Annotated in this window: 20 protein-coding genes, 1 tRNA gene and 1 pseudogene; 12 read left to right on the top strand and 10 right to left on the bottom strand. The window is 58.3% G+C overall.

The features are described from left to right. Positions 1 to 136: 136 nt before the first annotated feature. Complete coding sequence (gene yidC / locus ACVW0C_RS12660; protein ID WP_457385721.1) at positions 137 to 1,327, bottom strand: membrane protein insertase YidC; 1,191 nt, start codon at positions 1,325 to 1,327, stop codon at positions 137 to 139. Between the two features lie 224 nt (positions 1,328 to 1,551). Between yidC and ACVW0C_RS12655 the strand changes: the two genes are divergently transcribed. Continuing rightward, positions 1,552 to 1,623: transfer RNA gene (locus ACVW0C_RS12655), tRNA-Asn, on the top strand. Positions 1,624 to 1,920: 297 nt separating this feature from the next. Further along, the gene (locus tag ACVW0C_RS12650; RefSeq protein ID WP_457385726.1) at positions 1,921 to 2,439 is read left to right on the top strand and encodes an inorganic diphosphatase; all 519 of its coding nucleotides are present in this window, start codon (positions 1,921 to 1,923) and stop codon (positions 2,437 to 2,439) included. Between the two features lie 6 nt (positions 2,440 to 2,445). Here ACVW0C_RS12650 and ACVW0C_RS12645 read toward each other — a convergent pair whose 3' ends face one another. The 3 genes from ACVW0C_RS12645 to rimP all read right to left on the bottom strand — a co-directional run bounded on the left by ACVW0C_RS12645 (position 2,446) and on the right by rimP (position 6,335). Next, entirely contained in the window at positions 2,446 to 4,062 is a 1,617-nt protein-coding gene (locus tag ACVW0C_RS12645) for a B12-binding domain-containing radical SAM protein (RefSeq protein WP_457385720.1), read from the bottom strand. Between the two features lie 293 nt (positions 4,063 to 4,355). Then, positions 4,356 to 5,729 carry a transcription termination factor NusA gene (gene nusA / locus ACVW0C_RS12640; RefSeq protein ID WP_414424094.1) on the bottom strand — a complete coding sequence of 458 codons (1,374 nt, stop codon included), beginning with the start codon at positions 5,727 to 5,729 and terminating at the stop codon, positions 4,356 to 4,358. Positions 5,730 to 5,864: 135 nt separating this feature from the next. Next, entirely contained in the window at positions 5,865 to 6,335 is a 471-nt protein-coding gene (gene rimP / locus ACVW0C_RS12635; protein WP_011433822.1) for a ribosome maturation factor RimP, read from the bottom strand. A 301-nt stretch (positions 6,336 to 6,636) separates the two neighbouring features. On the opposite strand from rimP, the gene ACVW0C_RS12630 reads away from it, so the two are divergent. Continuing rightward, a complete protein-coding gene (locus tag ACVW0C_RS12630) occupies positions 6,637 to 7,152 on the top strand; it encodes a TIGR02652 family protein (protein WP_414350548.1) in 516 nt (171 codons plus the stop codon). 64 nt (positions 7,153 to 7,216) lie between these two features. Here the strand turns inward: ACVW0C_RS12630 and ACVW0C_RS12625 are convergent, their stop codons facing one another. After that, positions 7,217 to 7,852 carry a class I SAM-dependent methyltransferase gene (locus ACVW0C_RS12625; RefSeq protein ID WP_457385718.1) on the bottom strand — a complete coding sequence of 212 codons (636 nt, stop codon included), beginning with the start codon at positions 7,850 to 7,852 and terminating at the stop codon, positions 7,217 to 7,219. Between the two features lie 307 nt (positions 7,853 to 8,159). Next, positions 8,160 to 9,023, bottom strand: coding sequence for an arginase family protein (locus ACVW0C_RS12620; RefSeq protein WP_457385717.1), 864 nt, complete (start codon positions 9,021 to 9,023; stop codon positions 8,160 to 8,162). Between the two features lie 243 nt (positions 9,024 to 9,266). On the opposite strand from ACVW0C_RS12620, the gene ACVW0C_RS12615 reads away from it, so the two are divergent. Next, positions 9,267 to 9,692, top strand: coding sequence for a photosystem I reaction center subunit II PsaD (locus ACVW0C_RS12615; RefSeq protein ID WP_457385725.1), 426 nt, complete (start codon positions 9,267 to 9,269; stop codon positions 9,690 to 9,692). Positions 9,693 to 9,859: 167 nt separating this feature from the next. Here ACVW0C_RS12615 and ACVW0C_RS12610 read toward each other — a convergent pair whose 3' ends face one another. After that, positions 9,860 to 10,468 (bottom strand): peroxiredoxin, encoded by a 609-nt coding sequence (locus ACVW0C_RS12610; protein ID WP_011433828.1) that lies wholly within the window; start codon positions 10,466 to 10,468, stop codon positions 9,860 to 9,862. 170 nt (positions 10,469 to 10,638) lie between these two features. Here ACVW0C_RS12610 and ACVW0C_RS12605 point away from each other — a divergent pair, with 170 nt between their 5' ends. Both ACVW0C_RS12605 and ACVW0C_RS12600 read left to right on the top strand, forming a co-directional pair. Beyond that, positions 10,639 to 10,905, top strand: coding sequence for a hypothetical protein (locus ACVW0C_RS12605; RefSeq protein ID WP_414409136.1), 267 nt, complete (start codon positions 10,639 to 10,641; stop codon positions 10,903 to 10,905). A gap of 206 nt (positions 10,906 to 11,111) precedes the next feature. Beyond that, entirely contained in the window at positions 11,112 to 12,305 is a 1,194-nt protein-coding gene (locus ACVW0C_RS12600; RefSeq protein ID WP_457385724.1) for an RNA-guided endonuclease InsQ/TnpB family protein, read from the top strand. Here the strand turns inward: ACVW0C_RS12600 and ACVW0C_RS12595 are convergent. Then, positions 12,302 to 12,535, bottom strand: coding sequence for a DUF1830 domain-containing protein (locus tag ACVW0C_RS12595; protein WP_457385715.1), 234 nt, complete (start codon positions 12,533 to 12,535; stop codon positions 12,302 to 12,304). The two genes, ACVW0C_RS12600 and ACVW0C_RS12595, sit on opposite strands and share 4 nt — an antisense overlap. Before the next feature lie 258 nt (positions 12,536 to 12,793). On the opposite strand from ACVW0C_RS12595, the gene glpX reads away from it, so the two are divergent. The 5 genes and pseudogenes from glpX to ACVW0C_RS12570 form a co-directional block, all read left to right on the top strand. Continuing rightward, positions 12,794 to 13,837: a class II fructose-bisphosphatase gene (glpX, locus tag ACVW0C_RS12590; RefSeq protein WP_414342167.1), complete on the top strand. Its 1,044-nt coding sequence runs from the start codon at positions 12,794 to 12,796 to the stop codon at positions 13,835 to 13,837. A 326-nt stretch (positions 13,838 to 14,163) separates the two neighbouring features. Next, positions 14,164 to 15,459 carry a glutamyl-tRNA reductase gene (locus ACVW0C_RS12585; protein ID WP_457385714.1) on the top strand — a complete coding sequence of 432 codons (1,296 nt, stop codon included), beginning with the start codon at positions 14,164 to 14,166 and terminating at the stop codon, positions 15,457 to 15,459. 107 nt (positions 15,460 to 15,566) lie between these two features. Further along, a complete protein-coding gene (psb30, locus tag ACVW0C_RS12580) occupies positions 15,567 to 15,674 on the top strand; it encodes a photosystem II reaction center protein Ycf12/Psb30 (protein ID WP_011433833.1) in 108 nt (35 codons plus the stop codon). A gap of 168 nt (positions 15,675 to 15,842) precedes the next feature. Beyond that, positions 15,843 to 17,660 carry a translational GTPase TypA gene (gene typA, locus ACVW0C_RS12575; protein WP_414387766.1) on the top strand — a complete coding sequence of 606 codons (1,818 nt, stop codon included), beginning with the start codon at positions 15,843 to 15,845 and terminating at the stop codon, positions 17,658 to 17,660. 83 nt (positions 17,661 to 17,743) lie between these two features. Further along, positions 17,744 to 17,978: pseudogene (locus ACVW0C_RS12570) on the top strand (hypothetical protein); the annotation flags it as partial. A gap of 15 nt (positions 17,979 to 17,993) precedes the next feature. Here ACVW0C_RS12570 and ACVW0C_RS12565 read toward each other — a convergent pair. Next, positions 17,994 to 20,144, bottom strand: a complete 2,151-nt coding sequence (locus ACVW0C_RS12565; protein WP_457385712.1) for a M48 family metalloprotease — start codon at positions 20,142 to 20,144, stop codon at positions 17,994 to 17,996. 102 nt (positions 20,145 to 20,246) lie between these two features. Further along, entirely contained in the window at positions 20,247 to 21,530 is a 1,284-nt protein-coding gene (locus tag ACVW0C_RS12560) for a competence/damage-inducible protein A (RefSeq protein ID WP_414331859.1), read from the bottom strand. Here ACVW0C_RS12560 and ACVW0C_RS12555 point away from each other — a divergent pair. Continuing rightward, positions 21,481 to 21,828 carry a helix-turn-helix domain-containing protein gene (locus tag ACVW0C_RS12555; protein WP_457385723.1) on the top strand — a complete coding sequence of 116 codons (348 nt, stop codon included), beginning with the start codon at positions 21,481 to 21,483 and terminating at the stop codon, positions 21,826 to 21,828. The genes ACVW0C_RS12560 and ACVW0C_RS12555 overlap by 50 nt on opposite strands. Positions 21,829 to 22,284 lie beyond the last annotated feature (456 nt).

The following is a 22,284-nucleotide window of genomic DNA, read 5'->3' as shown; positions in this document are numbered from 1 at the left end:
GGGATACCGCCATTCTGGTTGGAAACAAACAGAATGCTATCGCTGCATAGTTGAACAGTGATGTTCAGCAGTGTTCAGCGTAAATGTATCAGGTATCAACACTCCACCACAAGTCCACCCCAACAGCGAGGATCCCCTAGGGCTCAAAGGGCAAGGATTCCCGTCCCTCCTTGGCTGCTCTGGGCTTGGTCGATTTTTCCACTTCCTTGGCCTCCACCGTGATCGCCTGGGCAGCCCGACGACGCTCCTCTTCCACCAACTGCTGTAAGTTCTCCGGCAACGGCTCCCGCGAGAGCAGGAAGGTCTGCACCGTTTGGAAGATATTAGAGACAAGGATGTAGAGCAAAACCCCTGCCGGCAGAGGGAAGAACAGGAACATCGCCGAGAACAGCACAGGGGTGATCCGAGCCATGGAACTTTGGCTGGGATCCTCTTTGCCGGTATCCTGTCCGGCATTGGTTAGGTACTGGTTCAGGTAAATGGACACCCCAAAGATGACGATCATGGCGATGATATCCCAGTGGATGGTGCCATCTTCGTCGAAGGCCCCCACACGGCCCAACTTGTCGATGAACAGAAAGCCGGTGTCAGAGGCCAAACCGGGAATGGACACCTGCACGGTCACATCCCCCGGCTGCAGAGCCAGCAAGGTGCCATCCGGCTTGATCTGGGCACGATCTTCCCCTTTGGTGATCTTCCAGGTGGGCTGTAACAGACTGGGATCCCCACCCGCTTCGGCCACCAATTGCTCAAAAGGCTTGCCCCCCGGCCCTTGAAGCAAAAATTGCACCTCTTCCCCGACGGCAATCTTGGTGCCTTTGGGCTCCACCAGCACCACCGGCCTGTGGAGAGAGTCGGTGACAAAAATGTTCTTGCTGGGGCTGACGTAGGGAGCTGGTACCACCTCAGCCGCCACTTCCGCCGGCAGGATCTGCAAGTTGACATCGTAGGTTACTGCCGCAAAAGGGGATCCCCGCAGGGTGGCAAACAGGGCAAACAGCACCGGCATTTGAATGAGCAGTGGCAGGCAGCCCCCCAAGGGATTGGCCCCCAGCTCGCTGTAAAGCTTGGCCTGGGCTTCCCGAAGCTTTTGCGGGTCGTCTCGGTATTTCTCCTGGAGTTCTCGCATCCGCCGCTGCATCACCGGGCTGATCACCTTCATGCGCCGCATGTTGCGGATGGATCCCACATTGAGCGGGTAGAGGGCAAAGCGGATCACCAACGTCAGGAAGATAATGGCCAGTCCATAGCTGGGCACGATCCCGTAGAAAAAATCCAGGATCGGCAGCATGACGTTGTTGGAGAGAAATCCGACTCCGAAGTCCATGAGGGGCGCTGGCAAATGTCCGTAACCATTGTAATGGCTTCCGTTCGGTTGACGAGGGCGTTTTCAGGGTTTGTCCCCTGGATCCGTCAGATAGACCTGAGAAAGGCGAGCAATTGAGCAAAATCAAGCCCGCTCCACTGAACAGGGATCCCAAGGCCCAACAAGAACCCCCCGCCGGCAGTTGCCTAGCAGTCCTTTTTTCCCCTATGATGAGAAACGCTTGATCCTCGGTAGCTCAGCGGTAGAGCGGTCGGCTGTTAACCGATTGGTCGCAAGTTCGAATCTTGCCCGAGGAGTATGTCCAAGCTGATCAAAGTCGATCAAAAAAACCGGATCTGGAATCCTCTCCTTCCAAGACAGCTCTGAGCATGCTGAGCGAAAGGAGGAGACAAAAACCAAGTCTCTTGCCGAGGATGGGGCGTCTCCCAGCGTTGAGCCAGACGTGGGTGGAGAGAATGGAAGCTGGCTGAGGATTCCGTCCCGCCGACGTGAACTGTTCCCGGCGAAGTGTCAAGAGTCTCTGTCCTTTGGGGCAAGGAGTATGTCAGAATACCCTCTGGCTGTCTATTCCCAATCCGAGGGTGCTTGCTGTGATCGACCTGTCGCGGATCCCTGCCCAACCCAAGCCCGGCCTGCTCAACATCTTGATTGAGATTCCCGGCGGCAGCAAAAACAAGTATGAGTTCGACAAAGACATGGGAGCAATGGCGCTGGATCGGGTGCTCTATTCCTCGGTGCAGTACCCTTACGACTACGGCTTTGTGCCCAATACGCTGGCCGGGGATGGGGATCCCTTGGATGGCTTGGTGATCATGGATCAGCCCACTTTCCCAGGGTGTGTGGTCACGGTGCGACCCTTGGGCATGTTGCAGATGATCGATGGCGGGGATCCGGATGAGAAGCTGCTGTGTGTGCCTGCCAAGGATCCCCGCTATGCTTCGGTGACCAAGCTGGAAGACATCGCCCAGCACCGCCTGGATGAGATTGCGGAGTTTTTCGCCACCTACAAGCGCTTGGAAAACAAAGAAACCCAGATCTTGGGCTGGAAAGGTTTGGCCGAAACCGAGGCGGTCATTGCCAGCAGCATTGCGGCCTGCAAACAACCCCAATAGACATCTCTAAGGGATGCGAACAGAAAGAGCTTCCTGGCGATGTTGCAACAGTCGCTCTGGGGTGAGGGGCCCTTCGATGTGTTGCCAAGGCAAGGGATCCGCTGGATCCCAGTGGCTGTGCACGTAGTAGTCTAGGGGCGGCAGTTGCCCTTTAAGCTCTTTGAAAGCGCGCCGGTAGCTCCCCAAGGATTCCCCAAAGTCCCGCGCCAACTGCAAGACTTTTCCCACCCGCCGATCCCCTCGCGAGATGAGGGCTTGGATCACGGACCAGCTATAGCTTTCCGGGCGAAACTCCACCCCCAGGGGACGCAGATGTTTCTGGAAAAACTGCAGTTTTTTCTCGGCTTTGGGATCCACCCCGTGCCACTGAAAAGGGGTGTGGGCTTTGGGCACAAAGGTGCTGCAACCCAGCGTTAGGCGCAGGCCGGGAGCCGCTTTTTTGAGCTCTTGGAAAAGGGCTACTGTGGCCTCCAGATCTGCCTGGGTTTCCGCCGGGATCCCTACCATGCCGTAGAACTTAATGCCCTTCAGACCTCCAGCCTGGGCGTGGGCTGCTGCTGCCAAGATTTCCGGGTTGCTTAACTTCTTGTTGATGATCTGGCGCAGTTGTTCTGAGCCACTTTCGATGGCCACCGTAATGGACTGGCTGCCCCGGCGGGAGAGTACCTGCGCCAGACGTGGGGTTACGGTAGCGGTGCGCACCGAGGCCAAACTGAGACGCACCTGCTCGAAGCGATCCTGGGCCAAGTGCTCCAGCAACTGCTCAAATTGCGGGTGCTGGGTTACAGAAGCCCCCAGCAACCCAATCCGCTGAGTGACCTGCAGCCCCCGCTCTACCGCCGGGATCAAATGCCCCTCCACATCCGCCACCCGGAAAGGCAGGGTGAGATAGCTGGCCAGGCAAAACCGACACATCTCCGGGCAGCTGCGCACCACCTCCACCATGTAGATGCTCTCCCAGGCCGCTTTGGGGGTGACTACTGTGGAAACCGAGAGGGTGTTGCCGCGGAAGGTGTGTTTGCGAATGGAGCTAGGGATCCCGGCCACTTTGGGGAGCACCTTCTCCACCGGGCCGTCGGGCTCCCGGTATTGGGGTTCATACAAGCCGGGCACATAGATCCCTGGCACCTGCGCTAGCGCCTGCAATTTCTCAGCCCGGGATCCCTGGCGCACCTCCCGATAGACCTCGATCATCTTCTCCAGAAGACCTTCCCCATCCCCCAACAAGATCAGGTCAAAAAACTCGGCAAAGGGCTCAGGGTTGGCTGTCAGTACCGGGCCGCCGCCAAAGACCAAGGGGTGGGCTTCTTCCCGCTCCTCAGATCTGGGAGGGATCCCGTGCCGTTCCAGCAGAGCCAGGATATGGACATAATCCAGCTCCCAGGATAGGGAAAAGCCGAACAGCTCCGGCTCCCGGGGCAGGGGTTCAGCCAGATCTGTAAAGAGGCGGGAGACGGCCACATCTCGGCGGCTGGCCAGCAGACTCCAGATGACTTGATAGCCCAGGCTGGTGATCCCCACTGCGTAGGTGTTGGGAAAGGCATAGATCACCCGCACCGCGTCGGGGTCGGGCGTGGCCGGGGCAAAGAGCAACTGCTCCAGGGCAAACTCTGAACTAGCCAAGGGATCCCGCTGTGTTGGATTGAGGTTTGGGTTCTGGCTCGGAAGAGTTTTGATTTGCCTGCCGAACTTTTTTGGCTCCTGCATGCTAACAAAAGCTAGCATCTTTCACCAGTGCAGATTGCCGGAACAGGGCAGTTCTGCCCAAGCAGGCAGGAAAACCCCACATGCGCCATTGCGGTCTCGGTGCAACCGCGATCCCCTGCAGCAAAACTCATTCCAAAGCCCAGACTTCCGGCAGAAGCCGCCCTCTACGAGCAAAGTGTACGGGCAAAGTGAGGGTAGAGCGTATATCATTACCCCTTCGGCTGGGCAATGTCGAACTCGGCGTCGTAGTCGAAGTCCTCGTCCTCGTCAGCCCAGTCTTCTTCCAGCCTATCGTCCCCCGCCAGCTCCTCTTCCTCCAGGCGGCGCTTTTCTTCGTATTCCTCATCCTCCAGGCCCAAAGCAGCCCGCTCTGCCCGCCGCTGGAAGCGCTCCAGTGCCGCTGGAGTGATGAAGGGATAGGGCAGCCCTTGGGCTTGGGCTTCCTCCAGCGCTGCGCGGTAGCTCTCCACTTCCTTGATGTCAATTTTCCAACCGGTGAGGCGGGCTGCCAGGCGCACATTTTGCCCCTCTTTGCCAATGGCCAAACTGAGCTGGTCGCTGTTGACCAACACATGAGCTTGCTGGATTTCCGGATCCACTAGCCGCACCTCCACCACCTTGGCCGGGCTGAGGGCGTTGGCAATGTAGGTGGCAGGATCCGGCGACCAGCGGATGACATCGATTTTCTCGTTGCGCAGCTCCGCTACCACCGCCTGAATCCGGGATCCCCTCGCGCCAATACAGGCCCCCACTGGATCCACGTCCCGCTCCACCGTATCGACCGCAATCTTGGTACGTGGCCCCACATTTCGGGAAGGGGGGTTGGCCTCCCGCGCCACTGCCACAATCCGCACGATATCCTCTTCAATTTCTGGCACCTCGTTGGCAAACAGGTTCACCACCAAGCCAGCATCGGCCCGGGAAACCAAAAGCTGTGGCCCCCGCCGGGATCCCTCATAGACTTTCTTGAGATAGACCTTCATCACCGCGTTGGGAGTGTAGCGATCGCTGGCCAGCTGTTCCTTCTTGGGCAGTTCTGCTTCCACCTCAGGTTGTCCGAAACCGCTGGATACCGACATGATCACCGTCTGCCGCTCGGTGCGCAGCACCCGTGCCTGCAGTACGGTTTTTTCCAGATCGCGGAACTCTTCCTGAATCAGACGGCGCTGCTGATCCCGTAACTTTTGCGCCAGCACCTGCTTGGTTTGGATGGCCGCCATGCGGCCAAATTCCGCCTGTTGTGGGGTGACATCATCTGTGACTTCCCAGCCTACTTCGGCTTCTGGGTAATCCTGCTGCACGTCGTACAGAGAGATCTCGTGATCCGGATCCTGTACCTGCTCAACGATGGCTTTGGTGGCCAAAACGCGAAAGCCTCCTGCCTCCACATCCAACTCCACATCGAAATTGCGGAAGTGGTCTTCTGCAAAGACCACATCTCGCTGGATGGTTTTGCGGTAGCGTTCGTAGCCCTTGAGCAGCGCCTCTCGCAGGGCATCGGTGACCACATGGCGGGGCAAGTTGCGCTCCCGCGAGATCATCTCCACCATTTCCGCCAAACCCGGCAGAGGCACCATCGCCATAACCACTGTCCTCCTGCACAAACTTCGTGAAACTTGCTGTTGCTATTGCTCCCCAGCGGGAACTGAACCCGCATCTCTGATGCGAAGGGAGGGCCGCACCACCTGCGGTCAAACGCTCTCTCTATCTCCGGTCTCCTAGTCAGTTTCCGATGAGAGGGCAACCCGCTGCACCGAAGCGCGGGGCAACTGGACTCGCCGCCCCTTGAGGGATAAGGCAACCCTCTCCTCATCCCGACCCAGCAGGTGTCCTGACCAAACGGCTTTGCCCTTGTAGGGTGGATCCAAGGTCACCTCCACCGCAAACCCTTTGAAAACCACAAAGTCGCGATCGCTGGTGAGAAGGTTGCTAATGCCAGGGCTGGACACCTCCAACACGTACTGGCCGGGGATCAGATCCACCCGATCCAGCTCGACTTCTAAGGCTTGGCTCATGGCTTCGCAATCGGCATGGCTGGTTTCTCGGTCGGGATCCAGTGGGCGGATATCCACCCGCAGAACTGGCGGATGCTGGTTGGTGTGGAAAACCATCTGCACCAACTGGTATCCCAGTTGAGCGGCCAAGGGACGGGCCAAGCTCTCCAACTGTGGAATAAGAGGGTGAACCATAACCAACTTGTCACCAACCGGGTGTTGCCGCCAGATCCAAACCCCTTGGAGCCGGAGCTGGCAAAGGGGACAGTAAGCCCCCTCAAAAAGCAAAGAAGTGGGTACCACCCACTCCCCGTTGCTATCGCGGAGCTCCTTGAGGCTCGCCCAGAATCAGTACAGACTTCGAGCGCATCCCCCCTACCTCCTAATTTAGAAGATCTCCCCTGGTTTTGTCATGGGGATCCCCAAAAGCCAACATCTATAATGTGGACAACTGCGGATTTGCCCAGATATCCAGCCGCGTTTTGTGGGGTTTCCTATGACTGTTGCCTTTTCCTACCCGATCTTCGGCCCCAGCATTCAGTGCCCCCACTGTCGGCAAACGATTGCGGCCCTCACCCTGACCGATACCTACCTCTGCCCTCGCCATGGTGCATTTGAGGCGGATGCTGAACAAGAGGAGCTGGTACACCTGCAATCCGGACGGCGCTGGCGCTTTTGGGAAGGTCGCTGGTTTCGTCAGCACACCCACGCCGATGGGATCCGTTTTGAGATTCATGAAGAGTTGGATCGGCTGCGCATGCAAGGAATGCGAGCCACTCAGGTGATTGTGGCCGAGCGCTACCGCCAGCTGCTCACCCCTTATCTGGAGCAGGGATCCCACCGTCGCCCCGGCCCACCTCGCCTCTATGGTTTGCCCGTCAGCTTCAGCTCCCAAATCCCAGAGGGTGTGGGTGGATCCCCTCAGCGCTGGCGGGTGATCAACTTTGAGCTGACCTACGAGATCGACCCGGCCATGCGGCAGCCGCAATCCCGTCTGCAACTGTGTGATTAGACTGTGTGATTAGAAAGGCGAACAGGTAGAGAGCTGTTGGAAAATTGGTGGCTGCTCAAGTCTTCTAGAACTGGAAGTTTCTTTCCGCGGCGGGAAGCGCTATGCCTTGATAGGTGTAGCCGATAAACTTGGGCTGGTCAGGCATATAAAACCGCTCCAGTTGCTCAAACCGAAACCCCGCTCCCTGGATCAACCGAGCCATATCTCGGTTTAGGTTGCAGCCATCTGCGATTACCTTTTGTATAGGGTTAAGACGATTTTGCCATCTTTGCACCTGGGGATCCTCACTGAGGCCGTGTTCGAGAAAAAACAGCTTGCCCCCCGCTCGCAACACCCGCCGGATCTCTCTCAAAGCCTTGGCCACATTGGGAATGCTGCACAATGTCCAGGTGCTAACCACGCTATCAAAACTCTGGCTTGGAAAAGGCAGTTCCTGGGCATCCGCCACCTGCCAATCAACGGCGATGGGAGAAGAGGCAATGCGCCGACGAGCCAGGGATCCCATGCCGGGATTGGGGTCTACCCCTGTGATCTTGCGAATGTGCTCTGGGTAGCAGGGTAGGTTGAGGCCGGTGCCAAAACCAATCTCCAGAACGGATCCCTGCACATGGGCCAGAAGCTGCCGCCGATAGCGCTCCATCCCTTCCCCCGAGAGAGCTAAATCCAACAGCCGCGGGAAGATTATTCGGCGATAGAGCATGCCTCTAACCCCCAAAACCCTGAACTTTGCTGAATTTACTGAGCTTTAGGCGGTTTGGCAAAAGTCATTGAGAGGGATATAGTAGACCAAGTTTCCCCCTGATCCTTGAGTCCACCGCAACGGTTGCCGGGAAGTGAAGGGGGAAAGCGCTCGGGGGGTATTCCTCAGGGCTTTGCGGGATACCGCCTTCCTGCTCAGAGATAGGCAGGATGCGATCGCTTCTTTCCTGAACCATGTTCAGGAGAGTTCAGCGTGAATGTATCAGGTTCATTCGACCATCCCAAATGAATGTTCAGACCTGAGCAGCTTAAACAGTCTGGGCAGGTTGCGGTTGAGCGGTCACCTTCAGGGAGTGGAGGGCATAGCAGGCCAGCAACCAATTGAGCAGGCGGGCCACCACGCGAGCAGTTTGCCGTGTTGCGGATCCCACCGCCACCCCTCCCAGCGAAAGGCCAACCACAGGACGAGCAGCAAAGATGGCCTCATAGGTCTGCAACAGTTGGAACCAACTCACCCCCCCTGGCTCTGGGTGATGCACGGCGGGCGCTAAGGAAGGATCCAACACACTGCAGTCCACCACCAAAAACACCGGTTGATCCGGCAAAGAGGCCACCACCTGCTGGGGATCCCAGCCATCTTGGGCCCAGAATATTGGGCTGTGGTGGGCTTTCAGCCATGCGTAGGCCCGCGCACTGCCGCTGCGCAATCCCACATGGATCACCGGCAGCTTGTGCTGATAGAGCAACTCCACCCAGGCAGCACTGCCATAGCTTGTATCTTGATCCGGCTGGGTCATCTCTGGGGGCGGCATCAGGTTGGCATGAGCGCTGCAATGCACCACACTCAGAGTTGGGTAGTGCTTCCAGAGGGCACGAATGGCCCCCCAACTGGCAGCCAAGACCGAAGGCAACAGCACCGGCCATTGTTGTCGTCTCCAAGCTTGAGTCACCGCCGCCTCACACATGCCGTAGGGAGGCTCATCCACCAGCCCCGGCAACTGCGCCACCGCCAGCTTATCCACATCGATCCCCAACCTCGGCTCGAAGGCACACAGCTCCGAACCGGCATTGAGAATGGCCATCGGAGCCTGAGTATCGTGGCCAAAGGCGGTGGGAATGAGAATGACCCTAGCGTTGGATTGCGAGCTGGGATGGAGGGACCACTGGGCCATGGGCGCTGTTCCTTTTCCAGAAAGCTGTGGGTCTCCGGCTTGTTCTATGGTGGCCTACAGGGCGCCCAGGGATCCGTCTGAGGGCCAGCCGGTCTGCTACGAAAGATTACAGTTCCCAGGCGGAACTGGGGCCAAAAATCGAGTCAGTGGTAGATTCAAAGTGCTTCGCGCCGCAAACCGCGGTTTGGACAAGGCAAACCACCGCAAACCACAACGAGTTGAGAAAGGTAGACTATGGCTGTGATGGAAGGCGATCCTCGTCAGGGAGCAAAGCTGCCTCTATTTGGGGGATCCACCGGAGGGCTGTTGAGCGCAGCCGAAACCGAAGAAAAATACGTCATTACCTGGACGGGCAAGCCGGGGCAGGTGTTTGAAATGCCCACCGGCGGCGCTGCTGAGATGGTGGAAGGCAAAAACTTTCTCACCTTTGCCCGCAAAGAGCAGTGTTTGGCGCTGGGTGCCCAGTTGAGATCCGACTACAAGATCAACGACTACCAGATCTTCCGCATTCCCGCGGGTGGAGAGCCTGTGTTGGTGCATCCCAAAGACGGCGTCTTTCCCGAGAAGGTCAACGAAGGCCGCGAGCCCATCGGCAAAGTGGATCGCAACATCGGCAAAAACAAGGAGCCGATTACCTACAAGTTCACCGGCGGGAAACCCTGGGATTGAACTCCCCACAGCTTCGCTCCCTACTGGGTTTCAGGATCCCCTAGCAACGTCGGGGGATCTTTTGCTTGCCTGTTTTCGACAAAAAAGCTCCAGCCCACCTTGAGCTGAAGCTACGCCCGGAAGCGCTGGGGATCTCCTATATGTAGCCAGGGATCCCAGGGGCCAACCTACTTGGCAATCGCCGCGAAGAACTCCTTGGATTTCACCGGGTCGGGGTGCATGGTTTTCTGGCCGGGCTGCCAGTTGGCCGGGCAAACTTCATCGGGGTGAGATTGCACGTATTGGATAGCTTGCAGGGTGCGCAAGGTTTCATCCACACTGCGGCCAAAGGCCAGGTTGTTAATGGTGGCGTGCTGGATGATCCCTTCTTTGTCGATGATGAACAGGCCGCGCAGCGCCACACCCGCTTCCGGATCCAGGACATTGTAGGCAGCGCTGATCTCCTTTTTCAGGTCAGAGACCAGAGGATACCTCAGCTCACCCACCCCTCCGGCTTTGCGGTCGGTTTGAATCCAGGCCAAGTGAGAGTATTCGCTATCCACCGAGACGCCCAGGATCTCGGTATCCAGCTTGGCAAAGTCGTCATAGCGGTCGCTGAAGGCCGTGATCTCCGTTGGGCAGACAAAGGTGAAGTCCAAGGGGTAGAAAAACAACACCACATACTTCTTACCCCTGTAGTCGGAGAGCTTCACCGTCTTGAATTCCATGTCATAGACGGCGGTGGCGGAAAAATCGGGAGCGGGCTGCCCCACTCGCAGGCATCCTTCCTGAGACATCAATCAACGCTCCTTGCGGTAAAGTGCAAATGTAAACCAAACCTAACATACCATACTCATAATGACTCTGCCTTAACTCGATAGATAGCGACGGATCCCAACTGCCGGGATCCGGATAATGCCCATTTTTCCATGCTGATCGGTTCGGCTCTGCAAGGGATCCTGTTGTCATGAGGGTGGCGCTGGAGTTCCTCTATCACTTCTGTTGTGATCGCTGTCGGCGGTGGTGGAGCCAGGCCGATGTGGAGCCCCAACCTGGGGATCGCCTGTATTGCCCCTATTGCGGCCATCAAAATTGCGTGGAGCGCATCGATACCTTTCGCAATGCTGCGCGGGGCAGTTGCCTGACCCGTCCCCCAGATGCCCCTTCTCCAGATCCGCATCCGCCCTCTGAAAAATCCGGGGATCGGCCTCAGGAGAAGCGATCCCCAATCTAGTTATCCTGGGCAAACCCAGTCCTCTTGCCCCTATGGGGCAGCCAGCCGCTAGAGCCTGTCAACCGTTCAACGCATCCGCCAGAGTTCCCCGTTGCGAAGATGACCACAGGTAGAGGTCAACCTCAGCTAGAAATCGCAGGAGCCCCGCACTGTACCCGTAGGGTCAGTGCCGGGAGGAATGCGCTTTGATGAAGTACAATGAACTTATGAGCCAAGTCCTGACCATATCCTGTAAGCTCAAGGCGTTCCCGTCACAAGCCGCCAAATTGGACGCGACGATGGATGTCTTTGTGCAGGCGTTGAACTGGGTCAACCAGAACACGCCGGAGAAGATCGTCAACGCGGTCAAGTTGCAATCCCTTTGCTACTACGAGATTCGAGCTCGGTTCGGCTTGTCCAGTAACTTGGCTCAACAGGTGTGCAGACGGGTGGCGGGCGCTCGCAAAGTGGCGAGACAGCGCAACCGTCCGGTTAAAGAGTTCAAGCGTAGGTTCGTTACCTACGACGCACGTATCTTTTCATTCCGCGAGAAAGACTGGACGGTGTCGCTGACCACGGTGGAAGGGAGAGAACGCTTTGAGCTAGCCATTGGTAACTACCAGAGGGGAATGCTGGCTGGCTCTAACCCCAAATCGGCCACCCTAGTCCAGCGGAAGGATGGCTCCTACTACATCCAGATTTGCGTAGAGAAAAACCCGCCCAAGCAACAAGATACCGACAAGGTGATCGGGGTGGACTTTGGAAGGACAGATATTGCCCATACGTCAGAGGGGGACAACTGGAATGGACAGCAGTTGAACAGAGTCCGCGACCACTACTCCCGGTTGAGGGCGGTACTCCAACGCAAAGCCAGTAAGGGCACCCGCAGTTCGCGGCGCAGATGCAGAGAACTGTTGCAACGGCTGTCTGGCAAGGAGAGACGCTTTCAGGCGTGGGTCAATCATCGCATCTCCAAAGCTATTGTCTCTAGGGCAAAGACCACAAACAGCGCTATTGCCCTGGAAGACTTGACAGGGATCCGGGAAAGGGTCAATCAACAGCCGCGCAGCAAAGCCGAGCGGCGCAGGGCCAACAGTTGGGCGTTCTACCAACTGAGGCAGTTTCTGGAGTACAAGGCGAGAGTTGCAGGGGTTTCTCTGGTTCTTGTGCCGCCCGCCTACACGTCGCAGACCTGCCACAAGTGTTTGCATATCCATCCCGATCCTGCGCAATCCTACCGCAGTGGCAAGTCGTTCAAGTGTGGGCACTGTGGATGGGAAGGGGATGCGGATTTGAATGGTGCGAATGTGATTGCGCTCTTGGGGGCTGTCGTAAACCAGCCTAGAGGTTCGGGCCTGTTTTGTTCTCTGGTAGAGCAGAACAGGCTCAGGGCTACTGAAAGCCCGCTCCGTACCGCTTAGCGGTTGGAGCCGGGTAGTTTACGCGAGGAAGAATCCACCAGATAGCGACAGAGGCGGCGCTCTTCCAGGATGGCGGTGGAGCAGCAGCAACTGTAGACTTCCAGATAGTCGTCCGGCTCCGCCTCAAAAATCGCCTGCTGGCCGGGAAAGAGGGTGCGCTCCCAGTGGCCGGGGATCGTGCGGATCACCTGAACCTGTCCGGAACGGTTGACAAAAGCGTATCTTTTCATTGCGTTTTTTTAATTGCGTTAAGAAAAACTTATTGCCCTTAAAATAGGCTACCATCCCTGATCCCCAAGCGACAATAGCGAGCCGCCAAGACGGGGATCGCTCTTCCTGACTGGCTTTGGGAGATTTGTTCTCTCAGCTTATTGGGGTTGAGAGAATGGGATCCCGAGGAGAAGCCTGCCCTGGTAAACTGAGGGGAAGAGTCTGAAGATATCCTTAAGTTGGCCTTCACCATTCCGAGATCAGCAAGGGGGCACATCGTGGACAACAAGTTGGGGCTAGAGATCATCGAAGTCGTGGAGCAGGCTGCCATTGCCGCCGCCCGCTGGATGGGCAAAGGGGACAACAAGACCGCCGACCAGGTGGCTGTAGAGGCCATGCGGGAGAAACTCAACCAGATCCCTATGCGCGGTCGGATCGTCATCGGGGAAGGAACCCGCGATGAGGCCCCCATGCTCTACATCGGCGAAGAGGTGGGCATCTGTACCCGCCCGGATGCTGAGCAGTTCTGCCGTGTGGAAGAGCTGGTGGAGATCGATATTGCTGTGGATCCCTGCGAGGGCACCAACCTGGTGGCCAAAGGCCAAAATGGCTCTATGGCGGTGCTGGCCATCTCCGAGAAAGGCGGCCTTCTCCACGCCCCGGACATCTACATGCAAAAGCTGGCGGCTCCGCCCCAGGCCAAGGGCAAGGTGCACATCGACTATCCGCCAGAGAAAAATCTCAAGATCATCGCCGAAAGCCTGGATCGGGAGGTGTCGGATCTGACGGTGGTGGTCATGGATCGCAAGCGCCACCTCGATCTGATTCGCCAAATTCGAGAGGCGGGGGCGCGGGTGAAGCTGATTACCGATGGCGACATCTCGGCGGCTCTCTCGGCAGGCTTCAATGGCACCGGCATTCATGCCCTGATGGGGATCGGGGCTGCTCCTGAGGGAGTGATCTCGGCAGCTGCTCTGCGGTGCTTGGGCGCCCACTTCCAAGGTCGGCTGATCTACGATCCCGAGGTGGTTCAGGCAGGCACCTACTTGCCACCCGTGGAGGAAACGCGACGGGAACTCAAAGAAAAAGGCATCGAGGATCCCGACAAGGTGTGGGAGTGTGAGGAGCTGGCCAGTGGCAAGGAAGTCCTCTTTGCTGCCACCGGGATCACCGATGGTGACTTGATGCGCGGGGTGCGCTTCTTCGGGGGCGGGGCCCGCACCGAGACCTTGGTGATCTCCAGCCAATCCCGCACGGTGCGCTTTGTGGATACCATCCACATGAAAGACGGCCAACAGCCCCGCGGCCTGCAGCTGCGCTAAGGGATCCCTATCTAACATCCTCGCAGATCGGGGCGGCTTTCCCCTGGTGAAGGTCGCCCTTGCCTTTTTGGGAAAGTTACGAAATCTATCAAGCCCCAACCCGTGAAAACGTAATAACTCTTCAGCAAAATCCGGCAAAACCGGTTCGATACTGGTCTTAGGGTTTAGGTAGGCTGAGAAAAGTTACCTAAGCTTGCTGGAACCGAGTCAAGGGATCCCCTCGTATCGGTCACAGCTCTTGCTTTCTCTCTGAAACAATATTTGCTTTTGTTCAGAGTTTTTGTTTTTAATAACTTTTGTTGTTGCTGCACAGACGACGGAGAGGCATGTTTATCGCGGTTGTCGGTCTTAGCCATCGCACAGCTCCCGTAGAGATTCGGGAGCGCCTCAGCATCGCGGAGGCGGAGGTGGGAGAGACGATCCAGCAGCTTCGCACCCACCCCCACATTGAGGAGGCTGCGATCCTCAGCACCTGTAACCGGCTGGAGGTCTACATCGTCACCTCGGAAATGGAGAGTGGTGTCCGGCAGACGATGCAGTTCTTGGCTGAGCTGAAAGGGATCCCCTTGCCCCAACTGCGTCCGCACCTGTTTACCCTTCTCTACCAAGATGCCGTAACCCACCTGATGCGGGTGGCTGCCGGTCTGGACAGCTTGGTGCTGGGAGAAGGGCAGATCCTCTCGCAAGTGAAAAAAGCCCAGCAACTGGGCCAAGCCTGCAACGGCATGGATCGCATCCTCAATCGCCTCTTTAAGGCGGCCATCACCGCCGGCAAGCGCGTCCGTACCGAAACGGAGATCGGCACCGGCGCCATGTCCATCAGCTCGGCAGCGGTGGAGTTGGCTCTGCAAGAGCAGGGATCCCTCTCTCAGGGCAAAGTTACCGTGGTGGGGGCGGGGAGAATGGCCCGTCTGTTGGTGCAGCACCTGTTGGCCAAAGGGGCAGTCGATATCACGGTGGTCAACCGCTCCCTGGAGCGGGCCGAAGCCCTGGCCAAGCAATTCGAGCAGCCGATCCAGGTGTTGCCCTGGGAGTCGCTGCTGAGCAGCGTGGCCGAGTCCAACTTGGTCTTCACCAGCACCGGTGCCACCCAGCCGATCCTCACCTACCAGCAACTGGCAGGGGTGCTGCAGCCGGATCAGCCGCTGTTGTTGGTGGATATCTCTGTGCCCCGCAACATCGATCCCGACGTGGAAAAGCTGAAGGGGGTACAGGTGTTCAATGTGGATCACCTCTCCCGCGTCGTGGAAGAAAACCGCGCCCAACGGCAAAAGCTGGCTCTGGCTGCCGAAGCCCTGGTGGAAGAAGAGGTGGATCAATTCATGGAGTGGTGGCGTTCTCTGGAGACGGTGCCCACCATTTCCAGCCTGCGCCACAAGGTGGAGTCCATCCGCGAGCAGGAGATGGAAAAAGCTCTCTCCCGCCTGGGCAAGGACTTTGCCGAGAAGCACCTGGAGGTGATCGACGCCTTGACCCGCGGCATCGTCAACAAGATCCTGCACGACCCGATGGTGCAACTGCGGGCCAAACGGGATATTGAGGCGCGGCGGGCAGCCATGCGGATCTTGCAGGAACTGTTCAACCTGGATCCGGTGGTGTTTCAAGCCCAGCAGGAGCGCTAGGGATCCCTTGGCGAAGAGCGCATGACTTGAAGAATTGTAACAGCTCTCCCATCTGGGGTGGAGGGCACCCCTTAGGATACAAAGCGTAAGCCACAGGATCTGGGATTATGTTCGGACAATACGAAGTTTTTGTGCAGTTGGCCCTGCTGGCCTTGATTGTCTTGGCAGGCCCGGCGGTCATCCTGCTGCTCTATCTGCGCGGCGCCGATATGTAGGGGATCCCTCTGGATATTGAGGCAGTCGGGATAACCCTTTGGGAGTGCTGGGGCTAAGCCCAAAGCCAGGAGTGTTTAGCAACGTAACGCTCCTTTGCGTTAGAGTTGTAAAGAAATCCCTAAGGCACTCCTGCTTGTAGGGCGACATCCTGCTGGTCAATGGTTAATATGTCACTCCCCATCCGCAACGTTGCCATCATCGCCCACGTCGACCACGGCAAAACTACCCTTGTGGATGCCCTGTTACGCCAGGCGGGCATCTTTCGGGAGGGGGAAGACATTCCCACCTGTGTGATGGACTCCAACACGCTGGAGCGGGAGCGGGGCATTACCATCTTGGCCAAAAACACAGCCGTCCGCTACGGCGAAACCTTGATCAACATCGTCGACACCCCTGGCCACGCCGATTTCGGGGGCGAGGTGGAGCGGGTGCTGGGGATGGTGGAGGGCTGCTTGTTGATCGTGGATGCCAACGAAGGCCCGATGCCGCAAACCCGCTTTGTGCTGCGCAAAGCCTTGGAGAAGGGCCTGCGCCCAATTGTGGTGGTCAACAAGATTGATCGGCCTCGCGCCGAGCCCTACAAAGCCGTCGACAAGGTGCTGGATTTGTTCTTGGAGCTGGGGGCAGACGAAGACCAGTGCGACTTCCCCTATCTATTTGCCTCTGGGTTGCGCGGCTTTGCCCTGGAAGAAGCCCATCTCAAAGACTTTCTGGAAGGGAAGTACAGCGGATCCCTGGATATGAAGCCTCTTTTCGAGGCCATTCTCAAGCATGTCCCACCTCCCATTGGGGATCCCGGCAAGCCCCTGCAGCTGCAGGTCACCACGCTGGAGTATTCGGAATACCTGGGCCGGATTGTGATCGGCAAGATCCACAACGGCACCATCCGCCTGGGGGATCCATTGGCAGTGGTGAAAGAGGATGGATCCATTGCCAAGGGCAAAGTAACCAAGCTGTTCGGCTTTCAGGGGCTGCAGCGCATCGAGCTGACGGAAGCTACCGCCGGCCACATTGTTGCTGTGGCGGGGTTTGCCGAGGCCAACATTGGCCACACCCTCACCTCTCCCGAGAATCCCCAGGCTTTGCCGCTCATCAAAGTGGACGAGCCCACATTGCAGGTGATGATCTGCGTCAACGACTCCCCCTTCGCCGGGCAAGAGGGTACTTTTGTAACTTCGCGGCAACTGCGGGAGCGCCTGATGCGGGAGTTGGAAACCAACGTGGCGCTGCGGGTGGAAGAAACCGACTCGCCGGATCGCTTTTTGGTGTCGGGGCGAGGCGAGCTGCACCTGGGCATCCTGCTAGAAACCATGCGGCGGGAAGGCTATGAGTTTCAGGTGGGGCAACCGAAGGTAATTTTCCGCGAGGTCAACGGCCAGCCCTATGAGCCCTATGAGTGTTTGGTGCTGGATGTGCCGGAAGCGACGGTGGGGGCCTGCATCGAGCGGCTGGGGCAACGGCGGGGAGAAATGCAGAACATGATGGTGGGATCCGATGGTCGGGCTCAGCTGGAGTTTGTCATTCCGGCGCGAGGGCTGATCGGCTTTCGGGGGGAGTTTATCCGCATCACCCGCGGCGAGGGGATCATGAGCCACAGCTTTTTGGAATACCGTCCCCTGACCTCTGAGATGGAAATGCGCCGCAATGGGGTGCTGATCGCTTTTGAAGAAGGGGTGGCCACTACCTATGCCCTCAAGAATGCGGAAGATCGAGGTGTATTCTTTATTACGCCAGGTACCCGCGTTTACAAGGGCATGATCGTGGGCGAGCACAACCGTCCCCAAGACTTGGAGCTGAACGTCTGCAAGACCAAGCAACTGACCAACCACCGGGCTGCGGGCGGGGAGGAGCTGGTGCACTTGCAAGCGCCGGTGGAGATGACCCTGGAGCGGGCTTTGGAATACATCGGCGAGGATGAGCTGGTGGAGATCACGCCCCAGTCGGTGCGCCTGCGCAAGGCACAGTTAACGCCCTCTCGCCGCTAGTTTTCTCAGCCAACTGGAAGAGAGCATGACTCTAGTCAATAATAAGCTCAACTATACTGAAAATAATGTATAATATGCTCAGTACGGATTACTACCAGTTGATCTTTCTGTTTACTTTCGAGTCTGCCAACATGGTAGCCAAAGCAAAGCAGAAAATTGGTAGTAAGACGACACGGAAACTGCGCTTTGGGTATTCTACTCAAAGCTTTGCGGGATACCGCCATTCTGTTTGGACTCCGTCCCGCTAACGCGAATGGAAACAAACAGAATGCTATCGCTGCACAGTTGAACAGTGATGTTCAGCAGTGTTCAGCGTAAATGTATCAGCCTGGCTCACCACCGCCGCAGGTAAGAGGCCAAGTTGGGGAAATAGAACGCCCCCCAAATCCCCAGCAGGATGACTCCCAAGCCGAACACAACCAGCCAAAGGCGCGGTCGGCTGTGCAGCTTATTGGATCCCACCTGGACGTAGGCCAGATCCACCCAAGCAGTATTGCCGCGGCGGAACCAGCCCACCACTTTGACGCGCCGGCCCACCAGGGCGCGGATCCGCTTCAGGCCGGAAAAGACATTGCCCACCGGCCCCAAAGGGGAAGTAAAGCGCACCGGGATCAGCCCTGTGGCCTCTTGCAGCTTCAGCTCTGCCCCCAGTTGATAGCCGGAGGGGCCCAGTCCCACCAACTCCCCCTCCAGCTCCACCCATTGTCCGCGGCGGGGATCCGCGTCGGGATCCGCCAGCAAGCTGAGCACATCCGTCGGCCTTGCCGGCAGGGATCCCCCGTACATCAACCCCGCTTTGGCCCACAAGCCCACCCCGTAGCCCACCACCGCTGCTGCCGCGATCACCTTGGGATCGAGACGGTTTTGCAGCAGCAGGTAGAGGATCAGCCCCACCAGCCAGCCAATGAGGATCCCGACCACTTCGGCTGCGTAGATGGCCAGATCCAGCCAAAACCGGCTTTGCAGGCGGGCCACATCCAACTTGGACCCGGATCCCAGGCTCAGCTCCGGCAGGAGGCGCAGCCGCTCTCCATATCCCGCCAAGACCTTGAAGCGGTGCCCCGGCAGCGGATGGCTGGAATTGACCTGCATCCAGCGGGCCCAAGGGTTGATTTGATCCCAAAGAAAGACTTGGCCAGCTTGGAAGGGATCCTGGAGGCGGGCGGCAGCACTGGCAGCGGCGATGGTTTTGAAGTCCAAAAAGCTGAACAGGCGGGTGCAGTGCAACAGCGAGGAAGGTCGGCGGTCGTTTTTGTGGGCCTCCTGCAGGCCAGCAGCCGATTTGAGCAGAGCAGCGATCAGCCCGTTCGGGTTGCCGGTTGCCTGTACGGCAAAATGGTCGGCATGGTAGGTGCCCAGGCGGGAGAGGAAAAACAGCGGGTAGGAAAGCACCGTGTAGATGAGGTAGAGCAGCGGGGCCACATGCCCGATGAGATCCCGCCGTTTGCTTCCCAGTTGGCTCACCTGCTCTAGGGCCAGGTAAACCAGTTGAATCGGGGATCCCAGCAGGGTCATGACCAGGATATCTCCATTAACAATTCGCCCCAGGGCCTGGGCGTAGACGGCGGCAATCTCATCCTCAGAAAGCTGCTGCAACAGGGCTTGGGTGACCACAATGCGGCAGCCATCAGAAAAAGTGCCGTAAACAAAGGCCAGCGGCCCAGCATCCGGGATCACCCCCAGTCGGGGCTGTTTTAGCTGGTTTTGGGCACAGATGCGCTGCAGCAGGCGCGCCGTTTCGGGGCTGTGGCGTTCGATTTCGCCAAGCCTGGCCCAACGCAACTTGTGCAGCCGTTGGTGGAGCTGATCCATCAGCCAGGGGGCAAAAAAGAGAAGGCCTACTCCAAAGTTGACCGCCAGGCTGCCGGCCACCAACCACCGCAGGCCATTGCGCAGCCAGGGCAGCAACCCCTGCAAAAACCAAAGCTGCCGCGGAAAACTCAGCCGGCCAAAATCCAGATGGCTGCCTACCAACACAAAGCTCAGCCACCAAAGGAAGACAATGCCCACCCCCAGGGATCCCCACTTGGCCCAATGCAGGGGGCCGGCCCGCTCCGGCAGGGGGATCTTCATACCCAGTTGGGCGGCCCGTTGACGGGTGGACAGGGATCCCGCTCCAGGAGCCGGATCTGGGGGAGCAGAACGCGGTTCGACAGATTTGGCGGACGGAGCCGCCGGAGACTCTGCTGCGGGGGGCAGGCGAAGCAGGATTTTCTTGGCCCAGCCTTGCGCCTGGGGGTTGGGGTGTTGCAGCAGCTCTAGGCAGAGGGACCGTGCCTTCTCCGTCTGGCCCAACTGGTGGTAGGCCCGCACCAGGTTCATTTGGGCTTCCAGGGCTTCGCCGTCAGATGAGTCTGCCGGGATCCCTAATGCTTTGTCCTGCTGACGGGATTGGGCCAGGTAGCCTTCAAAAAGTTGGATGGCCTCTTGCAGGCGGCCCTGCCGCAGGGCTTCCTTGCCCGCCTGGACGGCATCGGGGATCATCGGCTTGCTCCTTGCCTGGTAGGGTCTGCTTCTGGAGATCGGTTGGATCCATCTGCTCCCCCAGCTTACTCAGGGATCCAACCCCGAGAGACTGGATCCCCCCTAAAGGGGGTAGCAGAGCAAGCGCCGCCGCAAGCGATCCAGAGCCGTCTGGGCGCTCCACCAACGCACCCCCTCTCTGCCGCGCAGGCTGCCAAACCGGTACTCGTGTACTTCCACCTTCCCTTGCGGATCCGCCAAACCCAGATACACAAGACCGACTGGCTTGGTGGCGGTGCCTCCCTCTGGCCCGGCAATGCCGGTGATGCTCAAGGCCCAGTTGGAGCCCAGGACTTGCTTGGCCCCCAGCGCCATTTGGGCGGCCACCGCCTCGCTCACGGCCCCGTGCTGTCGCAGGGTTTCCGGATTCACCTGTAAAAGCTGCTCCTTGATGCGGTTGTCGTAGGCCACGATCCCCCCCACAAAATAGCGGGAGCTGCCCGGGATCCCGGTCACCAACTGCCCCAGCAGCCCGCCGGTGCAGGATTCTGCCACCGCCAGAGTTTGCCCCCGCTGCAGCAACAGCTCCCCCACCACACCGGCCAAGGTGGCGTCATCGCTGCCGAAGTAGTCTTCTCCAGAAATCTGTAAAATCTGCTCCACCACCGGGGCGATCAAGGCTTGGGCCTCTTCACGACTGGGAGCACGTCCGGTAACCCGCAGGCGTACCTCCCCCTGGCTGGCGTAGGGAGCCACCGTAGGGTTTTCCCCCGCCAACAGGGATCCCAGCCGTTCGGCCAGCGTCGATTCGGGAATGCCCCAATAGCGCAGTACCCGGCTGTAGAACACCTCTTTTCCCCAGCCGATGGAGCGCAGATAAGGCACGGCGGTCTCCCGCCACATGTGTTGCATCTCCCGCGGCACCCCAGGGAAGGTGAGAATGTGCAGGTCGGGCCGGGGCTGCCAGATGAGGCCACAGGCGCTGCCAAGCGGGTTGGGCAACACCCTCGCTCCCCGGGGCAGAAAAGCCTGCTTGCGATTGCTCGGCGAGGGCACAAGGCCCCGCTGCCCGTACTTTTGCAGGATCTCTTCCCACACTTGGGGGTGCTCCACCATCTCCGCCCCAAAAAAGGAAGCCAGCGCCTCATGGGTGAGATCGTCCGGCGTCGGCCCCAAACCCCCGGTGATCAGAATCAAGCTGGAACGACCACAGGCCACCTCCAGCGCGTGGTGAATGCGGGCCTCGTTATCCCCCACCACCGTTTGGTAATAGTGGGGGATCCCCAGTTGCGCCAACTCGGCTGCCAAGTACTGGGCATTGGTATTGGTGATCTCTCCCAAAAGCAATTCTGTGCCGATGCAGAGGATCTCAGCCCCTTGGGGAATAGCAGTTTGCGGTGGGATCATGCTTGGCCTCGAGCTCAGCTCAGCCGCAAGAGAAGTATACAAGCAGGGAGGTCTCGGCCTCCCTGCGCGCCCCCAGATTTTGGGCTTGCAGTTGGCCATTCCAAATGGCGGTGAGACAACCGGCAAGTTTCCATCTCCGGCGCCGGCAAAAAGATTGGGGGACGAGATGTATCCGACAGCACAACAGCGACAGACGCTGCAGCAGTGGTTGGGAACAGCTCGGTTTGTTTATATTTATAACCGCACCCTAGATTTTCTGAAGTCTTTAGAAGGCGAGCGTCCACCTGGATGCAAGTAGCTACTCACCACATCTTGCCTTCTCTACCAGATTGGGCGAAGGCAGTCCCGTACCAAACCAGAAAGTGGCAGTCATTGTTTGCGTTGGCCCATTCAAGACTTGCGGGATGAGCGCCAAGGCGGCCAGGTTCTGGGTGGACAACTTTGACATTTATTCTTTGACATTTTCTTTGACATTATTTGACATTGTTTATTGTTTATTGTCTTGGTTTATTGTCTTGCTGCTCAAGTTTCAGACCTCCAAGATAGCGGTCAGAAAGCAGCGCCAGCTACATGCCAAGACGGTGCGCTTGCTACTGGTGGGCGCGTAGTGCGTTCCAGGAACGGCCAGAGGCTGTGGCTGAGCAGTACGGGAAACAAGCATTGACATCCTCCCCGGCCTGAAGGCCGGAGATTCCTACCACGCTACGCATGGATGGCTCCTTGCGCAGTCGTCTCGGCGGGTTCCTGCTTCCGA

The sequence above is a fragment of the Thermostichus sp. OS-CIW-26 genome, assembly GCF_054058395.1.
This window is presented reverse-complemented; position numbering and strand designations above follow the sequence as displayed.